This is a genomic window from Pseudomonas sp. BSw22131 (assembly GCF_026810445.1).
Lineage (GTDB): Bacteria > Pseudomonadota > Gammaproteobacteria > Pseudomonadales > Pseudomonadaceae > Aquipseudomonas > Aquipseudomonas huanghezhanensis.
The window spans coordinates 1,534,518-1,552,025 of record NZ_CP113949.1 but is presented as its reverse complement, the minus strand read 5'-3'; the positions used below and the strand labels follow the sequence as shown (position 1 = coordinate 1,552,025).

The 17,508-nt window shown below is 57.5% G+C and carries 12 protein-coding genes and 2 tRNA genes; 10 read left to right on the top strand and 4 right to left on the bottom strand.

The genetic code is table 11. The annotated features are described in order from the left end of the window. Window positions 1–6: 6 nt before the first annotated feature. Window positions 7–213 carry a hypothetical protein gene (locus OYW20_RS06895; RefSeq protein ID WP_268799965.1) on the bottom strand — a complete coding sequence of 69 codons (207 nt, stop codon included), beginning with the start codon at window positions 211–213 and terminating at the stop codon, window positions 7–9. Between the two features lie 788 nt (window positions 214–1,001). Between OYW20_RS06895 and OYW20_RS06890 the strand changes: the two genes are divergently transcribed. The 3 genes from OYW20_RS06890 (at window position 1,002) to OYW20_RS06880 (ending at window position 5,273) form a co-directional block, all read left to right on the top strand. Then, window positions 1,002–2,339 (top strand): OprD family porin, encoded by a 1,338-nt coding sequence (locus OYW20_RS06890; RefSeq protein ID WP_268799964.1) that lies wholly within the window; start codon window positions 1,002–1,004, stop codon window positions 2,337–2,339. A gap of 171 nt (window positions 2,340–2,510) precedes the next feature. Continuing rightward, a complete protein-coding gene (locus tag OYW20_RS06885) occupies window positions 2,511–4,226 on the top strand; it encodes a proline--tRNA ligase (protein WP_268799963.1) in 1,716 nt (571 codons plus the stop codon). A gap of 90 nt (window positions 4,227–4,316) precedes the next feature. After that, window positions 4,317–5,273 (top strand): hypothetical protein, encoded by a 957-nt coding sequence (locus OYW20_RS06880; protein WP_268799962.1) that lies wholly within the window; start codon window positions 4,317–4,319, stop codon window positions 5,271–5,273. A 50-nt stretch (window positions 5,274–5,323) separates the two neighbouring features. Here the strand turns inward: OYW20_RS06880 and dinB are convergent, their stop codons facing one another. Next, window positions 5,324–6,385 carry a DNA polymerase IV gene (gene dinB / locus OYW20_RS06875; protein ID WP_268799961.1) on the bottom strand — a complete coding sequence of 354 codons (1,062 nt, stop codon included), beginning with the start codon at window positions 6,383–6,385 and terminating at the stop codon, window positions 5,324–5,326. 270 nt (window positions 6,386–6,655) lie between these two features. Here dinB and OYW20_RS06870 point away from each other — a divergent pair. The 4 genes from OYW20_RS06870 to OYW20_RS06855 all read left to right on the top strand — a co-directional run bounded on the left by OYW20_RS06870 (window position 6,656) and on the right by OYW20_RS06855 (window position 11,329). Beyond that, window positions 6,656–6,732, top strand: a tRNA-Met gene (locus OYW20_RS06870). A gap of 260 nt (window positions 6,733–6,992) precedes the next feature. Then, window positions 6,993–7,069 (top strand) — tRNA-Met (locus OYW20_RS06865). Window positions 7,070–7,397: 328 nt separating this feature from the next. Next, the gene (mprF, locus tag OYW20_RS06860) at window positions 7,398–10,043 is read left to right on the top strand and encodes a bifunctional lysylphosphatidylglycerol flippase/synthetase MprF (protein WP_268799959.1); all 2,646 of its coding nucleotides are present in this window, start codon (window positions 7,398–7,400) and stop codon (window positions 10,041–10,043) included. Beyond that, window positions 10,043–11,329, top strand: a complete 1,287-nt coding sequence (locus tag OYW20_RS06855) for a virulence factor family protein (RefSeq protein ID WP_268799958.1) — start codon at window positions 10,043–10,045, stop codon at window positions 11,327–11,329. Before mprF ends, OYW20_RS06855 begins: the two co-directional genes overlap by 1 nt. A 107-nt stretch (window positions 11,330–11,436) precedes the next feature. On the opposite strand, the gene OYW20_RS06850 is transcribed toward OYW20_RS06855, so the two are convergent. Continuing rightward, window positions 11,437–13,335, bottom strand: coding sequence for a potassium transporter Kup (locus OYW20_RS06850; RefSeq protein WP_268799957.1), 1,899 nt, complete (start codon window positions 13,333–13,335; stop codon window positions 11,437–11,439). Between the two features lie 268 nt (window positions 13,336–13,603). Here OYW20_RS06850 and rimO point away from each other — a divergent pair, with 268 nt between their 5' ends. Together rimO and OYW20_RS06840 are read left to right on the top strand one after the other, a co-directional pair. Next, window positions 13,604–14,941: a 30S ribosomal protein S12 methylthiotransferase RimO gene (rimO, locus tag OYW20_RS06845; RefSeq protein WP_268799956.1), complete on the top strand. Its 1,338-nt coding sequence runs from the start codon at window positions 13,604–13,606 to the stop codon at window positions 14,939–14,941. A 124-nt stretch (window positions 14,942–15,065) separates the two neighbouring features. Next, window positions 15,066–15,527, top strand: coding sequence for a GNAT family N-acetyltransferase (locus OYW20_RS06840; RefSeq protein ID WP_268799955.1), 462 nt, complete (start codon window positions 15,066–15,068; stop codon window positions 15,525–15,527). Window positions 15,528–15,552: 25 nt separating this feature from the next. Here OYW20_RS06840 and OYW20_RS06835 read toward each other — a convergent pair whose 3' ends face one another. Then, a complete protein-coding gene (locus OYW20_RS06835; protein WP_268799954.1) occupies window positions 15,553–16,548 on the bottom strand; it encodes an alpha/beta fold hydrolase in 996 nt (331 codons plus the stop codon). A 179-nt stretch (window positions 16,549–16,727) separates the two neighbouring features. Between OYW20_RS06835 and OYW20_RS06830 the strand changes: the two genes are divergently transcribed. Further along, window positions 16,728–17,438: an rRNA pseudouridine synthase gene (locus OYW20_RS06830; protein ID WP_268799953.1), complete on the top strand. Its 711-nt coding sequence runs from the start codon at window positions 16,728–16,730 to the stop codon at window positions 17,436–17,438. Window positions 17,439–17,508: the final 70 nt, after the last annotated feature.

The window sequence follows — 17,508 nt, the reverse complement described above, 5'->3', positions numbered from 1 at the left end:
AATGATTCAACGTGAGCGGATGACTTGCAGCGCCACCTGCTCAATATTCGGCAGGATACGCGGGAACAGACGTCGAATCACCTCTGGAACCGCCTTGAACAACACTTTGCGCAATGGATGTTGCTGTGGAGTCAGTGCAAAAGGGCAGCCTACCGATTGTCCGGACGCACCACCGCCGAACATATGCACGGCTAACGCACTGATATGACCCAATGCACCCACCCGGTAACGGCGCTTGCGCCCTCCCCGGAATAGCTCCCTATTCCCTCTAAAGCAAGCGTAATCAAGCGTTAAGCGTTTCACCGTTCCGCACTTGCAATGCTGTCACAAGCGAGCGACGGGATGCAGCGTCGGCGCAGTACCAAGATCAGGCATTTTCGGGTGCTAGCGCACCAAAACGACTCACTCCCTATCCCCCATCTACCCGATTCATCCAAGAATTACTCACACTGGGGGTAACAGGTAACGCCAGTGACATCTTTCGGCCGTAGCCTGCTGACGAGCGAGAAAAGAACCGGAAATATTCCGAAATTTTTAATCGTTATAAATCATAGGCTTGCATTAATGACCTGAGACATTGCCTGTCCAATTCACTTTTTTTTCATGTGATCAGGAACTTTGTGCACGGTTGTTGCTTTATCACTCACAGGAGCAACAACGGCCCGGAGTCAAAAGGCTTCGGTGGCGTTCGAAAAGGTGACAATGGACAGGGTGCCCAAGGGAAACGATGGCTGAATCCAAACCACTGCGGAGTGGGATTTCAGCCCTCGACAACGCTGTAGTACTTGCACATTTTCAAACGATGAATGCTGTTTAAGAGCGACACACACAGCGTTCATTTGCGACAGGGCCGTAAAGAATTTGAAAGGATAGAGTAGTAACTATCGCCAATAATGTCGGCATGCTATACGTTTCGCCGACACAAAAAAGAAAGAGCCGCCCAGATAAAAAAACAGGTGGGACGGCAGTACTCTTCTTAAAACTAAAGGAGCAAAGTCACGATGAGAGTGATGAAGTGGAGCGCAATCGCACTGGCAGTTACAGCAGCCAGCACACAATTGGCATCGGCCGCTGCTTTCGTAAGCGACCAAGCTGAAGCCAAGGGTTTTGTAGAAGACAGCCATCTGGATCTGAAGGCTCGTAACTACTACTTTAACCGCGACAAGAAAGACACCTCTGTTGACGACAAAGATTGGACCCAAGGTTTCTGGGGCAACTATAGCTCTGGTTACACTCAAGGTCTGATCGGTGTTGGTATTGACGCCTTCGGCTATGCTGGTTTCAAACTCGATGGTCAGAATCACTACTCGGGCTCTGGCAACCTGACCACCGACTCTCAGGGCGATAACCACGACAGCTTCGGCAAAGCGGGTGGCGATGTTAAGTTCCGCATTTCGAAAACAGAGCTGAAGATCGGTGATATGCAGCCCCAATCGCCAGTATTCGCGGTCGGCGGCTCTCGTCTATTGCCACAAACGGCAAGTGGTATCAGCCTGCAAAGCAGTGAGATCAAAGGCTTGGACGTTGAAGGTGGTCACTTCTACTCTGGCTCCTCGCAAGACAGCATGAACCGCGATGGTCGCCTTGGTACCGCTTACGGGCCAGAGACCCTCGACATCGGCAACGCAGATTACGCCGGTGGCAAGTACGCTGTAAGCGACAGTCTGGGCGTTGCGTTTTATGCAGCCAAACTGGAAGACGTGTTTAACCAGTACTACGGTAACGTTAACTACGCATTGCCGCTGACTACTGACCAAGCGCTGGCATTCGACTTCAACATCTATAACACCCGTGATACGGGTAGCAAGAAGATGGGCGACATTAGCAACACCGCCTATTCGATGTCTGCCGCCTACTCGTTCTTGGCTGCACACACCCTGACGCTGGCCTTCCAGAAGGTCAACGGTGACACGCCATTCGACTACATCTCACTTAACGACGGTGGCAAAAACCGTGGTGGCGACTCGATCTTCCTCGCGAACTCGATTCAATATTCCGACTTCAACGGACCTGGGGAGAAATCCTGGCAGACTCGTTACGATCTCAACATGGCATCCTACGGCGTTCCAGGCCTGAGCTTTATGACTCGTTATGTCCGCGGTACAGGTATCGACGGCGATAAAATGGCCCTTGATAGCCCTTATCGCCAGTACGGCTACGGCGCAGATGGCAAACACCATGAGACTAACTTGGAGGCCAAGTATGTTGTTCAAAATGGTCCAGCCAAAGATCTGTCGTTCCGTATTCGTCAGGCCTGGCACCGCGCCAATGCCGACCAAGCTGAAGGCGATATCAACGAGTTCCGTCTGATCGTCGACTACCCGATTTCGGTTCTGTAATCGCACAGTCTGACACTCGTTATAGAAAAGCCCGGCCATGTGCCGGGCTTTTTCATTTATGGCTAAAGCCCCTTCCCCCTCCTCGCAACGCCCACCCGCCCTGTACTCGCCTCTATCGCCACCGTACAATGCCGGGTCATTTCTAGTCTCAGCAACCGACAACGGCCTACCATGCGCACCAGTCAATATTTGCTCGCCACACAGAAAGAAACGCCATCCGATGCCGTCGTCATCAGCCACCAGCTGATGCTGCGCGCCGGTATGATTCGCAAACTCGCTTCCGGCCTTTACACCTGGCTCCCCATGGGCCTGCGCGTGCTGCGCAAGGTCGAGGCAGTCGTTCGCGAAGAGATGAACGCTGCAGGCGCGCTGGAAGTGTTGATGCCGGGTATTCAGCCGGCAGAACTGTGGCAGGAGTCAGGTCGCTGGGAACAATACGGCCCTGAATTGCTGCGCCTCAAGGATCGGCATGATCGTGATTTCTGCGCAGGCCCGACCCATGAAGAAGTCATCACCGATCTGGCCCGCAACGAGCTGAACAGCTACAAGCAGTTGCCGATCAACATGTACCAGATCCAGACCAAGTTTCGTGATGAAATCCGCCCGCGCTTTGGCTTGATGCGCGGACGTGAATTCATCATGAAAGACGCCTACTCCTTTCATACGACTCAGGATTCCCTGCAGGAAACCTACGAACGCATGCATCAGGCGTACTGCAATGTCTTCACCCGCCTCGGCTTGAATTATCGCCCGGTCGAAGCCGACAACGGCTCCATCGGCGGCGCCGGCTCTCATGAGTTTCATGTGCTGGCCGAATCAGGCGAGGACGACATCGTTTTCAGCGACACCTCGAACTACGCTGCGAATATCGAAAAAGCCGAAGCCATTCCCGCTGAAAACAGCCGTGGCGCCGCGACCGAAGTATTACGCCTGGTCGACACCCCCAACGCCAAGACCATCGCGTCGCTGGTGGAAGAGTTCGGCCTGCCAATCGAGAAAACCGTCAAGACGCTGGTTGTTCATGCGGCAGAAGAAGGCAAGCTGATTGCGCTGATCATTCGTGGCGACCACGAACTCAACGAAATCAAGGCCGCTAATCTGGAGCAGGTGGCCAGTCCTCTGGTGATGGCGACCGAATCCGAACTGCGCGACGCGATCGGCGCTGGCGCAGGTTCGCTGGGTCCGCTGAATCTGCCGCTGCCCTGCATCATCGACCGCTCGGTCGAGCTGATGAGCGACTTTGGTATCGGCGCGAATATCGACGACAAACACTACTTTGGCGTGAACTGGGAACGTGATCTGCCCGTGCCTCAGGTTGCCGATCTGCGCAACGTCGTTGCGGGCGATCCGAGCCCGGACGGTCAAGGGACGCTGGTGATCAAGCGCGGCATTGAAGTGGGTCATATCTTCCAGCTGGGCACCAAATACAGCGAAGCAATGAAGTGCCAGGTGCTGGGTGAAAATGGCAAGCCGGTCACGCTGACAATGGGCTGTTACGGCATCGGCGTCTCCCGTGTAGTGGCTGCCGCTATCGAGCAAAACAACGATGCCAACGGCATCATCTGGAACGATGCACTGGCGCCCTTCCAGATTGCCCTGGTCCCGTTGCGTTACGAGACCGAAGCCGTGCGCGAAGCCACCGACAAGCTGTACGCCGAACTGACTGCCGCAGGCTTTGATGTATTGCTTGATGACCGCGACAAGAAGGTCAGCCCTGGCATCAAGTTCGCCGACATGGAGTTGATCGGCATTCCGCATCGCATCGTGGTCAGCGACCGCGGCTTGGCCGAAGGCAATCTTGAGTACAAGAGCCGTACCGAGCCAGAAGCGCAAGCGTTGCCAGTTGCCGACGTATTGTCCTTTATCAAGGGCCGTATCCACCGCTAAGAAGAGGGCGCGCTCGCCTCAATCGAGCGCGCCCTTTTCCGTCGTGACGCCTGTGCGCAAGCATCCGCCTCACCTGCTTCAAGAGATCTCATGTTCAAGCCACGTTCACTAAGCCTTGCAAGCGCCACGCTCTGCAGCACATTGGTCATCAGCGGATGCGCCAACCATCTGTCTCAGCGCAGCGAGCACGAAGAGCGCGTAGAGCGCAAATTGCTCGAACACAGCCTGCAAGTTGACGTCGGCGAGCCCGCCACGCTGGAGCTCCCGCAACGTCGTGTGCGCATCCACGAACTGAAGACGTTCGATGTCACCGAATTCGAGGTGACGCGTCATTACGATCGCTACACCCCCTATCAGCCCTGGCGGGAGATTTACGAGATTCCGCTGGGCGCCGTTACGCTTGTCGCCGGCGTTGGCGCCAATATCGTCAATGTGATTACGTTCGGAAGCCTCCCTGACAGCGTCACCAAAGACTGGATCAGCTACGGGGTTGCCGGGCTCAATCCATTCATGAACGTGCCGTCACATGGGAGAGCGCAGCAAAACCTGGCAGGGATCGACGAAGTCCAGAATGATCACCACGTAGAACACTCGAGCCTGCCCTGGAGCGAGAGCCCGGTTGAAGTCAAAGCAGGCAACCAGTCTCACGAGCTGACAACCGACCGCAACGGCGTACTGCGCATCAACCTGCTGGACAGCCCTTTCGCCGAACAGGATCTCAGCCGTATCACACGACTGAACCTGAGAGTGGAAGATGATCAGGCGACCATCCACACCACTGCGTCGTTACCGCTGAGCAGATCGTTGCGCGGCAAACTGATCGAGGCCCACGGGCTGATCTACGATGATCTGGAAGACGACGAAGTCAGCCAGTGGGTTCACCGGGTCAAGCGCTTGTCCGACCTGGGGCTTGAAGAAGAGGCCAGTGATCTGGAACAGACGCTGATAGAAATGACCCGCAACGACCCTCAACTGCAGCATGAATTTCTGAGGTCGCTGGCAAAGGATGCCGGTCGCCTCGTCGCCGTGCCAGCGAGCGCGGAGTAAGCTGTCAACGCGGGCTCAGGCGCAAGACCTGAGCTTTGCTGTTGAAGGGCTCAATACGAAAACAGCTCCAGCTGTTCATGAGCACTGCGCAAATCATGCAAACGTACGCCCACCCCTAATAAACGCACTGGTTTGCTGCCGCGTGCGAATGCCTGAGTCAGCAGTTGCGTATAGCTTTCCAGATCCCACCTCGCCCCCGCCTGTTCCAGCGTAGTTTGTGTGAAGTCATGAAACTTCACCTTCACGAACGGTTTGCCGGGCCGATATTGGGTGTCGATTCGCTCGATACGGCCAGATAGCGTCTCGATCAATGCTGGAAGCTTGTCCACACAACTGGCCAGGTCCGGCAGATCGGTGTCGTAGGTATTTTCAACACTGACCGATTGTCGACGGCTGTCGTTTTGCACTGGACGATCATCAACGCCGTGCGCAAGGTTCCACAATCGTTCGCCAAATGAACCAAACTCACGCACCAGCGCCAACTTGTTCCACTGACGCAAATCTGCGCACGTGAGTATCCCTTGCTTGCCCAGCTTGTCGGCCGTGACCTTTCCCACACCGTGCAGCTTCGACACAGGCAGGTCCGCGACGAAGGCTTCCACTTGATCTGGCGTTATCACGAACAGCCCATTGGGCTTTTTCCAGTCACTGGCGATTTTCGCCAGAAACTTGTTCGGCGCCACACCAGCCGAGACAGTGATGTGCAGCTGATTGGACACGCGTCGGCGGATGTCTTGGGCTATCCGCGTGGCACTGCCTGCGAAGTGCTCGCTGTCGGAAACATCCAGATAGGCCTCGTCCAGCGACAGGGGCTCAATCAAGTCCGTGTATTCACGGAAAATCACATGGATCTCCTTCGATGCTTCTTTATAAGCATCGAAGCGGGGCTTGACGATAGTCAGATCTGGGCACAGCGTCAGCGCATGGCGCGAGGACATGGCGGAGCGAACGCCGTAGGCGCGGGCTTCATAGTTGCAGGTCGCAATTACCCCACGCCGGTCCGCTGATCCACCGACTGCCAGCGGCTTGCCCGCAAGCCTGGGGTCGTCGCGCATCTCGATGGCGGCGTAGAAGCAATCACAGTCGACGTGGATGATTTTGCGCTGCGGCATAACGTGCAGTCGTACAAAGAAAGATGGCGCAGTATCTCATTCACACCAGGATGTCGCACTCCTCGTGCAGAGCTCCTGTAGGAAATGCCTGAAATGCTATTACCCAAACGCTAGGCTCAGTGAGCGAAATGTGGTGCATACGCCCGCGTAACAGGGCTCGCACCGCGTGTCAGACCTCAGGCAGCGCGCTAACCAATTGAACAAAAAGCACTTTTCTCATACACAACGGTTGACAGCCCTGCGTTCCTCTGTAGAATGCCGCCACACAGACGCGGGATGGAGCAGTCTGGTAGCTCGTCGGGCTCATAACCCGAAGGTCGTCGGTTCAAATCCGGCTCCCGCAACCAAACATCAAAAAAGGCTACTCGAAAGAGTGGCCTTTTTTGTGCGCGACTGTTTTTCTCTCCTCGCTCGGACCGGCGCTGCGCTTTCTATATACCAGCCAATGCAGCAAAGTCGCCGATGTCCGCTCATGAGCACCTCCGAGAGAAAGCCTTTGCGAGGCCAGCACTTAGCTGAGCCAATACCTCGAAAGCGGCTAATTTGTCGAGATTCCGCTTTAAAGGTTGACACACTCGCGTTCGGCTGTAGAATGCCGCCACACAGACGCGGGATGGAGCAGTCTGGTAGCTCGTCGGGCTCATAACCCGAAGGTCGTCGGTTCAAATCCGGCTCCCGCAACCAACGCAAAAAAAGAAAGGCTACTCGAAAGAGTGGCCTTTTTTTTGCCCAAGCGAAAAGCCCGAACAGCTTACGGATTGGGCTGTCTCACGACGACAGACGATTGATTTCTCATCACTTGCAGGTGTATTCACCGCAATGCGATAGTTTTTGCTCTTTGTGCCGATAGGGTAATCATCAGCTGAACCTAGACTGAATGGCTACCGAAACGTGCCTGCCTTAGTCGCCCGTTAGCCGCTGAAGCGCTAACATCCCGAATTAATTTTTGCGAAGGGATTGGTAACTTGGCTGTATACCTCCATCCTGTCGCGCACGATCCAAGGAGTGATTGATGCGCGCCAACTCGTCCGATAACAACGCTGAAGCAGTAACGGCTCACCCAACGCCGCCCCCTGCCCGCTCGCGCCTGCTCGATCTACTGAGCAAAAATCGTCAGTCCATCGGGCTGGTCGTCACCATCTTCCTGTTTGCCGTGGCGTTGATTGCCTGTCGACACATGCTCACCGAGCTGGACATTTACGCTTTGCAGGATTCTTTGCTCAGCGTGCCTGCGCCTTCCCTGATCGGTGCTGTCGCCGCAACCGTCGTTGGCTTCATTATTTTGCTTGGCTATGAATGGTCAGCAAGCCGCTACGCCAATGTGGATTTACCCAAGAAGACGCTGATCATGGGCGGATTCTGTGCGTTTGCCATCGGTAACGCAGTGGGCCTGTCGATGCTGTCTGGCGGTTCTGTGCGCTACCGGCTGTACTCCCGGCATGGCCTGGGCGCTGGAGAAGTTGCGCGCATGACGCTCTTTGCCAGCCTGTCGCTGGGTTGCGCGTTGCCGCCACTCGCTGCACTGGCGACGCTGAGCGATCTGCCTTCTGCTTCGCTTGCACTGCATTTATCAGTGCCGGTACTGGCGACCGTTTCCGTGATCATTCTGGCGCTGAGCGCGTTGCTGGGCTTTGCGGTTTACCGCCGCCGCCTGCCCGAGCAAACCCTGCCACATAATTTGCTGGTGCGCGCGGGTCGTAGAACCCTCCGCCTGCCAGGCCTTCGCCTGACCCTGATGCAGCTGGTGATCACCGCACTCGACGTGGCAGCCGCTGCCGTAGTGCTTTATATGCTGCTGCCGTCCGCCCCACCGTTCGGCGCCTTCCTGCTGGTCTACTTGCTCGCACTGGCGGCGGGTGTCCTCAGCCACGTCCCTGGCGGTGTCGGCGTCTTCGAAGCCATTCTGCTGGCCGCATTCGCCGACGAGCTTGGCGCTGCTCCGCTGGCGGCAGCCCTATTGCTGTATCGATTAATCTACGTGGTGCTGCCGCTGCTGGTGGCATGCCTCGTGCTGTTGTACAGCGAGGCCAAACGGCTGATCTTCGCCCAGCAGGCCATTCGCGTGGCCTCGGGCCTGGGCGCACCGGTTCTCGCTTTGCTGGTATTTCTATCGGGTGTTGTCCTGCTGTTTTCCGGCGCGACGCCTGAAATCGATACACGCCTGGAAAGCCTGGGCTTCCTGATCCCCCATCGCCTTATCGACGCTTCGCACTTTGGCGCAAGCCTGATTGGTGTGCTGTGCCTGTTGTTGGCGCAAGGGCTGCGTCGACGTCTTTCTGCGGCGTGGATGCTGACGACGATCTTGCTTTTCGTCGGTTCGGTACTGTCGATTCTCAAGGGTTTCGACTGGGAAGAAGCCAGCATGCTCTTACTGACAGCATGCCTGTTGGCGATCTTTCGCCGCTCTTTCTACCGCCCTAGCCGCCTGCTTGAGCTGCCGTTTTCGCCGCTGTATCTGGTCGCCACGTTATGCGTGCTGGGGGCTTCTCTCTGGTTGCTGCTGTTCGCCTACCAGGACGTCCCTTACAGCCATCAACTCTGGTGGCAGTTCACGCTGGACGCAGACGCTCCGCGCGGCCTGCGATCGGCGCTGGGCAGTGCAGTGCTGTTGGTAATCGTGTCGTTGACCTGGCTGCTGCGCACTGCGCGCCCGGTCATTCACCTGCCTGACGCGGCTGAGCTGTCGAAAGCAGCCGAGATCATCAACGCCTCCAACCAGCCCGACGGGGGCTTGGTGCTCACCGGCGACAAAGCAGTGTTGATGCACCCCGATGGCAACGCATTCCTGATGTATGCACACCGTGGCCGCAGTCTGGTTGCACTGTATGACCCTATCGGTCCGACGCAACAGCGCGCCGAGCTGATCTGGCAATTCCGCGACCTCTGCGACGTCCACCACGCACGCCCTGTGTTCTACCAGGTGCGCGCCGAGAACCTGCCGTTCTACATGGACATCGGCCTGACCGCGATAAAACTGGGCGAAGAGGCCCGGGTCGACTTGCACAAGTTCGACATCGAGGCCAAGGGCAAAGAGATGAAAGACCTGCGCTACACCTGGAATCGCGGGGGTCGAGACGGTCTGTCACTGGAGATCTATGAGGTTGGGCAAGCGCCGCTCGATGAGCTCAAGATCATTTCCGATGCCTGGCTGACTGGCAAGAACGTGCGTGAAAAAGGCTTTTCTCTGGGCCGGTTCAGCACCGAGTATCTGAAACACTTTCGCATCGCGATCATTCATTTCGAAGGCAAGCCGGTGGCGTTTTCGAACCTGCTGGAAACCTCAAGGCACGATCTGGCAAGCCTCGATCTGATGCGAGCGCACCCCGAAGCGCCAAAGCTGACCATGGAATTCATGATGGTTGGCTTGATCCTGCACTACAAAAAAGAAGGTTACGGGCGTTTCAGCCTCGGCATGGTGCCGTTGTCCGGTTTGCAGCCACGACGCGGCGCGCCTTTAACGCAGCGTCTGGGCTCTATGGTGTTCAGCCGCGGCGAGCAGCTCTACAACTTCCAGGGCCTGCGCCGCTTCAAAGACAAGTTCCAGCCTGACTGGGAACCTCGCTACATGGCCGTGCCCGCCGGACTTGATCCGCTGGTTGCACTGGCTGACACCGCTGCCCTGATTGCAGGCGGCCTGACTGGATTGGTGAAACGCTGATGATTCGACGCTACTGGCGGTTTTGGCTTGCCGGCCTGATTATTCTGGCCGTTGCACTGGCAGCCTGGATGTGGAATCGCCCTGTCCCGCAAGCCACGCTGGAAAACCTCAAACTGGACAACGGCGTGGCATTGATCCGCGCCACACCGCCCTCGAGCCCCAAGACTCAAGTTGCGCTGGCGGTGACCGCTGACGATGCTCTGAGCGAGAAGCAAATCCTGGCATTGAGCCGCGACGCTTCGGCTCAGATCATTCAGGTGGTGCTGCCCAAGGAAGACTGCGCTTTGCAGGAACAGACGTTCAGGCAAGCCCTTGGCAAACTCGACAAACCCGCCACCCTCGTGGCGGGGATAGGTCCAGGCTCGATCCTGGCCTGGCGCTGGCTCACAGAACAGACTGATGACAAGGCCAGTGCCATCTCGGTCGGCTTCAACATTGAAGATCCGGGCTGCCACGACAATCTGCCGCAATCGGCTGCCCACGGCCACTGGCTGGCTGCCTGGAACGACGCGCCTGACGATACCAGCGCCAAGTTCGTACGGGATCAACCCAATGCCGAGACCAGCATCAGCGACTACGACATCAAATTGCCGCAAGTCCTGAACACCGAACTGCGCCACCAGTTAGTCGGTGGCAGCGATGACGATGGTGGCCTGCGCATTCCGGTAGTTGAAGTGCCTGCCGGCCAGACTTCCGACACCGTAACGTTGTTTCTGTCCGGCGACGGCGGTTGGCGCGACCTTGATAAGGACGTTGCAGGCGAAATGGCGAAAGTCGGCTATCCGACCGTGGGCATCGATACGCTGCGCTACTACTGGGAACACAAATCGCCGGAACAGACCGCGACCGACCTTGCTGACCTCATGGGGCATTACCGGCAGAAGTGGGGCACCAAGCGGTTCATTCTGATGGGTTACTCGTTTGGGGCCGACGTTTTGCCGGCTATCTACAACCGTCTCGATGCCGACGATCAGAACCGCGTGGATGCAATCGTCCTGCTGGCGTTCGCACGCACTGGCAGCTTCGAAATCGCAGTAGAGGGATGGCTGGGGGCTGCGGGCAAGGAAGCGGCTACTGGTCCTGAGATGGCCAAGCTGCCCGCCGAGAAAGTACTGTGCGTCTACGGCATCGAGGAGAAGGACGAAAGCGGATGCACCGAAGCCACCGCGCCCGGTGAGAAACTGCAATTGCCTGGCGGCCACCACTTTGATGAGAACTACCCTGCTTTGGCCAAGCGTCTGATCGACGCCATCAACAAGCGTCAAGGCAAGACGGCCGCTCAGTAGGCGGTAATCGTCCAGCCATAAAAAATCCCCGCACTCGTCAGACTGCGGGGATTTTTTTATGGGCTATCAGGGAACGACAAGCACTTGTGCAGGCCGCTCGGCTGCCGCTACATCTCGACCTGCGTGCCCAGCTCGATCACCCGGTTGAACGGCAACTTGAAGAACCGCAGGTTGCCGTTGGCGTTCTTCAACATGAACGCAAACAACCCTTCTCGCCAGCGCGCCATGCCTTCCAGCTTGGACGACACCACCGTTTCGCGGCTGAGGAAATAGGTGGTACGCATCGGACTGAAATCAAGCTCAGGCAAATGGCACAGCTTAAGGGCAGCCGGCACGTCCGGCTCGTCGATGAAGCCAAAGTGCAAGATGACGCGGAAAAACCCTTCGCCGTAGGCCTCGACCTCAAAGCGCTCAGACGCGGGCACTCTTGGAGAGTCCTCGTACACCACTGTCAACAGCACCACCTGCTCATGCAACACTTGGTTATGCAGCAGGTTATGCAACAACGCGTGAGGCACAGCATCAGGCCGGGCCGTCAGAAACACTGCAGTACCCTGCACTCGATGGGGAGGCTGCACACGAATACTGCTGATGAAAATCGGCAAGGGCAGACCGCCTTCATCGATACGCTCCACCAGCAACTGCTTGCCGCGCTTCCAGGTCGTCATCAGGATAAACAACACGATACCGGCGATAAACGGAAACGCCCCGCCCTGTAATATCTTCGGCACGTTAGCCGCGAAGAACAGACCGTCCACCAACAGGCACACCACCAGAATCGGCACCGCCAGCAAAGGCGGCCACTTCCACAGCAGCAACATGACGGCCGACACCAGAATCGTCGTGCAAAGCATGGTGCCTGTCACGGCTACCCCGTAAGCAGACGCCAGGGCGCCGGAGGACTCAAAACCGAGGACCAGCAGAATCACGCCGACCATCAGCGCCCAGTTCACCGCGCCGATGTAGATCTGGCCCTGCTCAGCACTGGACGTGTGCTGAATGAACATACGCGGGATGTAACCCAACTGGATGGCTTGCAGGGTCATCGAGAACGCACCGGAAATGACCGCCTGCGAGGCGATCACGGTGGCCAGCGTGGAGAGCGCGATCAGCGGCAGCAGCGCCCAACTCGGCGCCAGCAGGTAGAACGGGTTGCGCACTGCCTCAGGGTCTTGCAATACCAGCGCGCCCTGGCCGAAGTAGTTCAGCACCAGCGCGGGCAGCACCAGTGCAAACCATGCGCGGGAAATCGGCTTGCGGCCGAAATGGCCCATGTCCGCATACAACGCTTCGGCACCTGTCAGCGCGAGCACCACAGCGCCGAGAATCGCCACACCGATCCCCGGATGCACGATAAAGAAACGCACCGCCCACATCGGGTTGACCGAGTGCATCACCTCGGGCTGCTGAAGAATCCCATAGACGCCCAACACGCCCAGCACCAGGAACCAGGTCACCATGACAGGCCCGAACAGGATGCCTATACGCGCGGTGCCGTGGCGCTGAATGAGGAACAGCCCGACCAGGACCACCAGCGCGATAGGCACCACCCAGTGTTCAATGCCGTCGAACGCCAGCTCCATGCCTTCTATCGCCGACAACACCGAAATCGCCGGAGTGATCATGCTGTCGCCGTAAAACAACGCAGCGCCAAACAGACCGAATACGATCATCACCGCTTGCAGCCTGGGATACTTGGCCGTTGCGCGGCGGGCCAGCGCTGTCAGGGCCATGATGCCGCCCTCGCCCTGGTTATCGGCACGCAGCACGAACGCCATGTACTTGATCGAAACCACCCAGATCAAAGACCAGAAGATCAGCGACAGGATACCCAGCACGCCGTCATGACTGACCTGCACACCGTAGTTGCCGTTGAACACCTCTTTGAGCGTATAGAGTGGACTGGTGCCGATGTCGCCGTACACCACACCGACAGCTGCCACCAACAAACCCAATGGCTTGGCTGACTGATGCCCGGCTTCTGCCGAACTGCTTGCATGACCCATTTACCACTCCTGAAACTGTGACTCGAGCGCTGCGATAGCACGTTGTGAGATTGACCAGCGCCCTATCTTAAAATTCAGATGCCGCCCACAGCCTGCGCGGTAGGTGCAACACGCCGAAGCATAGCGCAGCACTCGTCTTAATTCTCCGTATAACGCTGGTCAATCTCACGACTCATCGCTAGAATTGCGCACTTTTTGATCAGAGGCGCAGCAAGCGCCCAGTCAGTGTCTCGGCCAATAGCCTGGGCACACAACGCCGAGGTTAGTCATGTCCATCGTTACCACTCCCGCCGCCCCCAAGGTTGGCTTCGTCAGCCTGGGCTGCCCGAAGGCTTTGGTCGATTCAGAGCGCATCCTCACGCAACTGCGTATGGAAGGCTACCAAGTGGTACCGACCTACGAAGACGCGGATGTCGTAGTCGTCAATACATGCGGCTTCATTGACAGCGCCAAGGCTGAATCGCTGGAAGTGATCGGCGAAGCGCTGGCGGAAAACGGCAAGGTCATCGTGACCGGCTGCATGGGCGTCGATGAAAGCGTTATCCGTAAGGTTCACCCCAGCGTGCTGGCCGTCACCGGGCCGCAGCAATACGAGCAAGTGGTCAACGCCGTGCATGACGCCGCGCCACCGAATCTCAACCACAACCCGTTGATCGATCTGGTACCGCCCCAAGGTGTCAAGCTGACCCCACGCCATTACGCGTACCTGAAGATTTCCGAAGGCTGCAACCACAGTTGCAGCTTCTGCATCATCCCGTCCATGCGCGGCAAGCTCGTCAGCCGTCCGGTGGGCGATGTGCTCGACGAAGCACAGCGTTTGGTCAAAGCCGGCGTGAAAGAGCTGCTGGTGATCTCTCAGGACACCAGCGCTTACGGCGTCGACATCAAATACCGCACCGGCTTCTGGAACGGCGCCCCTGTGCGCACGCGCATGACCGAGCTGTGTCAGGCGCTTAGCTCACTGGGTGTCTGGGTGCGTTTGCACTACGTGTATCCGTATCCGCACGTGGACGAAATCATCCCGTTGATGGCCGCCGGGAAAATCCTCCCGTATCTGGACATCCCCTTCCAGCACGCGAGCCCGAAGATCCTCAAGCTGATGAAGCGCCCGGCTTTCGAAGACAAGACCCTGGCACGCATCAAGAACTGGCGCGAACAGTGTCCCGATCTGGTCATCCGCTCGACGTTCATCGTCGGCTTCCCGGGCGAAACCGAAGAAGACTTCCAATACCTGCTGGACTGGCTGACAGAAGCGCAACTCGACCGTGTCGGCTGCTTCCAGTACTCCCCGGTCGAGGGCGCGCCCGCCAATCTGCTGGACGCAGCCATCGTCCCGGACGATGTGAAGCAAGACCGCTGGGACCGCTTCATGGCGCACCAGCAGGCCATCAGTGCTGCACGCCTGCAAATGAAGATCGGCAAGGAAATCGAAGTCCTGATCGATGAAGTCGACGAACAGGGCTTTGTCGGCCGCTGCTTCTTCGATGCGCCGGAAATCGACGGCAGCGTGTTTGTTGAAAGCGACAAGGACCTCAAGCCGGGCGACAAGGTCATGTGCCGCGTGATCGATGCCGATGAATACGATCTGTGGGCTGAAACGATCTGATCGCCTGATCAGGACGCCTCGCAGCAACGGCATCATCAACAAGCCCCGCCCGTCAAACGGCGGGGTTTGCGGTTTTTGGCTATCGTGATATGAAGGCCGTCGCTGCGATGGGAGGACAGGCACCATGCCTCACGATTCGGTCATTTATCTGCCCAAAACGTATGACTACGCAGAGCTCGCACGGCTGTGGGAAGAATCAGTCCGCGCCACCCACGACTTCCTTCCCGATGACTACATTGCACTGCTGAAAAGACTGCTGCTGACCCAGTACCTTGATGCCGTCAATCTGTTCTGCCTGCGCGACACCCACCTCAACATAAAAGGCTTTGCGGGCACGACGCCGGGCAAGCTGGAAATGCTGTTCATTGCCCCGCAGTGCCGTGGGCAAGGATTAGGTAAAAGGTTGCTGAACTACGCCATTGAGCAATTCGATATCACTGAACTGGACGTCAACGAGCAAAACCTGCAAGCCCTGGGCTTTTATATCAGCCAGGGATTTGAAGTCGCGGGACGTGCAGAACTCGATGGGCTGGGGCGTCCATATCCGATGCTGCAAATGAAACTACGGATGCGAACGCCCCACTGAAGTCACGCGCGACTGAGCATCGGGTTCAGCGCTTCAGGCTACCGAGCAAAACCCGATTGAACTGCTCCGGATCTTGAATCTGTGGCGCATGGCCAAGCCCTGCAAACTCCACCAACGTGGCGTCAGGGATGCGCCTGGCGACAGCCTTGCCCAATTCCGGGTAATTGCCGAGCTCTTTGCGCAATGCTTGCGGCGCAGCGTCTTTGGCAATCGCAGTGTTGTCCTTCTGACCGATAAACAACACGGTCGGCACTTTCAGCTTTTCAAAGTCATAGAACACCGGCTGATTGAAGATCATGCCGTACGTCAGCGCTGACGCCCTGGCGACCTCCTCCTTGCCTTTGCCGTTGAACATACCGGCCTGCATGTCGACCCAATGATCAAACTCCGGCCGCCATTGGTTGGCGTAGTAGGTCGATTGCTGATACTTGCGGATGCTTTCGGCATTGGTCTTCAGCTCACGTGCGTACCAGTCATCGAAACTGCGATCAGGCACACCTTTGGCCTTCCAGTCTTCCAGGCCAATCGGGTTGACCAGCAACAACTGATCGACCTGATCCGGGTACATCAGGGCATAACGCGTCGCGAGCATGCCGCCCATGGAATGCCCGACTACCGCAACATGTTCGATGCCCAGGTTTGCCAGCAGCGCATGAGTGTTTTGCGCCAGTTGCTCGAAGCTGTATTGATAATCGGCAGGCTTGCTTGAACGGCAAAACCCGATCTGATCCGGCGCTACCACGCGATACCCGGCGGCGCTCAGTGCCTTGATGCTGCCTTCCCAAGTCGCGCCGCAGAAGTTCTTGCCGTGCAACATCACCACGCTGCGACCATTGGCTTCACCGGTCGGTTTGATGTCCATGTAGCCCATCTGCACCTGTTTGCCTTGGGATTCAAAGCTGAAGTTCTGCGCCGGGTAAGGGTACTGAAAGCCCCCGAGTTGCGGGCCGTAAGTGGGTGTCTGAGCCGCCATCAACGGCAAGCTGACAGCAAAAAGCATCGCGGGAAGCCACGTGGTCATGTCCGGACTCCGGGGTCTGAAGTGTCTGAGATGAGCATCAGAGCACAGTTGTCCGCCCTGCTCCCATGAAAAAAGCCCCCGAATGGACGCCCATCTGCAGTGCATTTTCAATGTTGCCGCGATTAACGGTGCTTGCACGGGTACAATGGCCGCCTTTCCTCTTTGTAACGGCTTTTCTCATGACTGACCCCATTCGCCTTTCCAAACGCCTGATTGAACTGGTGGGCTGCTCCCGTCGGGAGGCTGAACTGTTCATCGAAGGCGGCTGGGTCACCGTTGATGGCCAGGTCATTGAAGAGCCGCAGTTCAAGGTCGACAACCAGAAAGTCGAGCTGAGCCCTGAAGTCAAGGCCGATGCGCCGGAGCCGGTGACGATCTTGCTGAACAAGCCTGCGGGCATGGCCGACGACGTCGCACTGAACCTGATCGCGCCGGGCACCCTGTCGGCGGATCACAGCTTCAGCAAGCGCCCGCTCAAAGGGCACTTTTTGCGACTGGAGCCGATCTCGACCATGCAGGCCAACGCCAGCGGCCTGATGATCTTCAGCCAGGACTGGAAAATCCTGCGCAAGCTGACCGATGACCGCAGCAAGATCGAGCAGGAATACGTGGTCGAAGTGTCTGGCGATATGGTCGCCCATGGCCTCAACCGCCTCAATCACGGCATGACCTATAAAGGCAAAGAGCTGGCGAAGGTCAAGGCCAGCTGGCAGAACGAAACCCGTTTGCGCTTCGCCCTGAAAAACCCGCAGCCCGGCGTTGTCGCGCAACTGTGCGAAGCAGTCGGCCTGAAAGTGGTCTCGGTGCGCAGGATTCGCGTGGGCGGCGTGTCGATTGGCAAGGTGCCTGAAGGCCAGTGGCGCTACATGACCGACAAAGAAAAGTTCTAGGCTTCTGCCTCCCCTTCAGCGCCGCGCGGACTCACCGCGCCGCTCCATCCGATTGATCAGGACCCCAGCA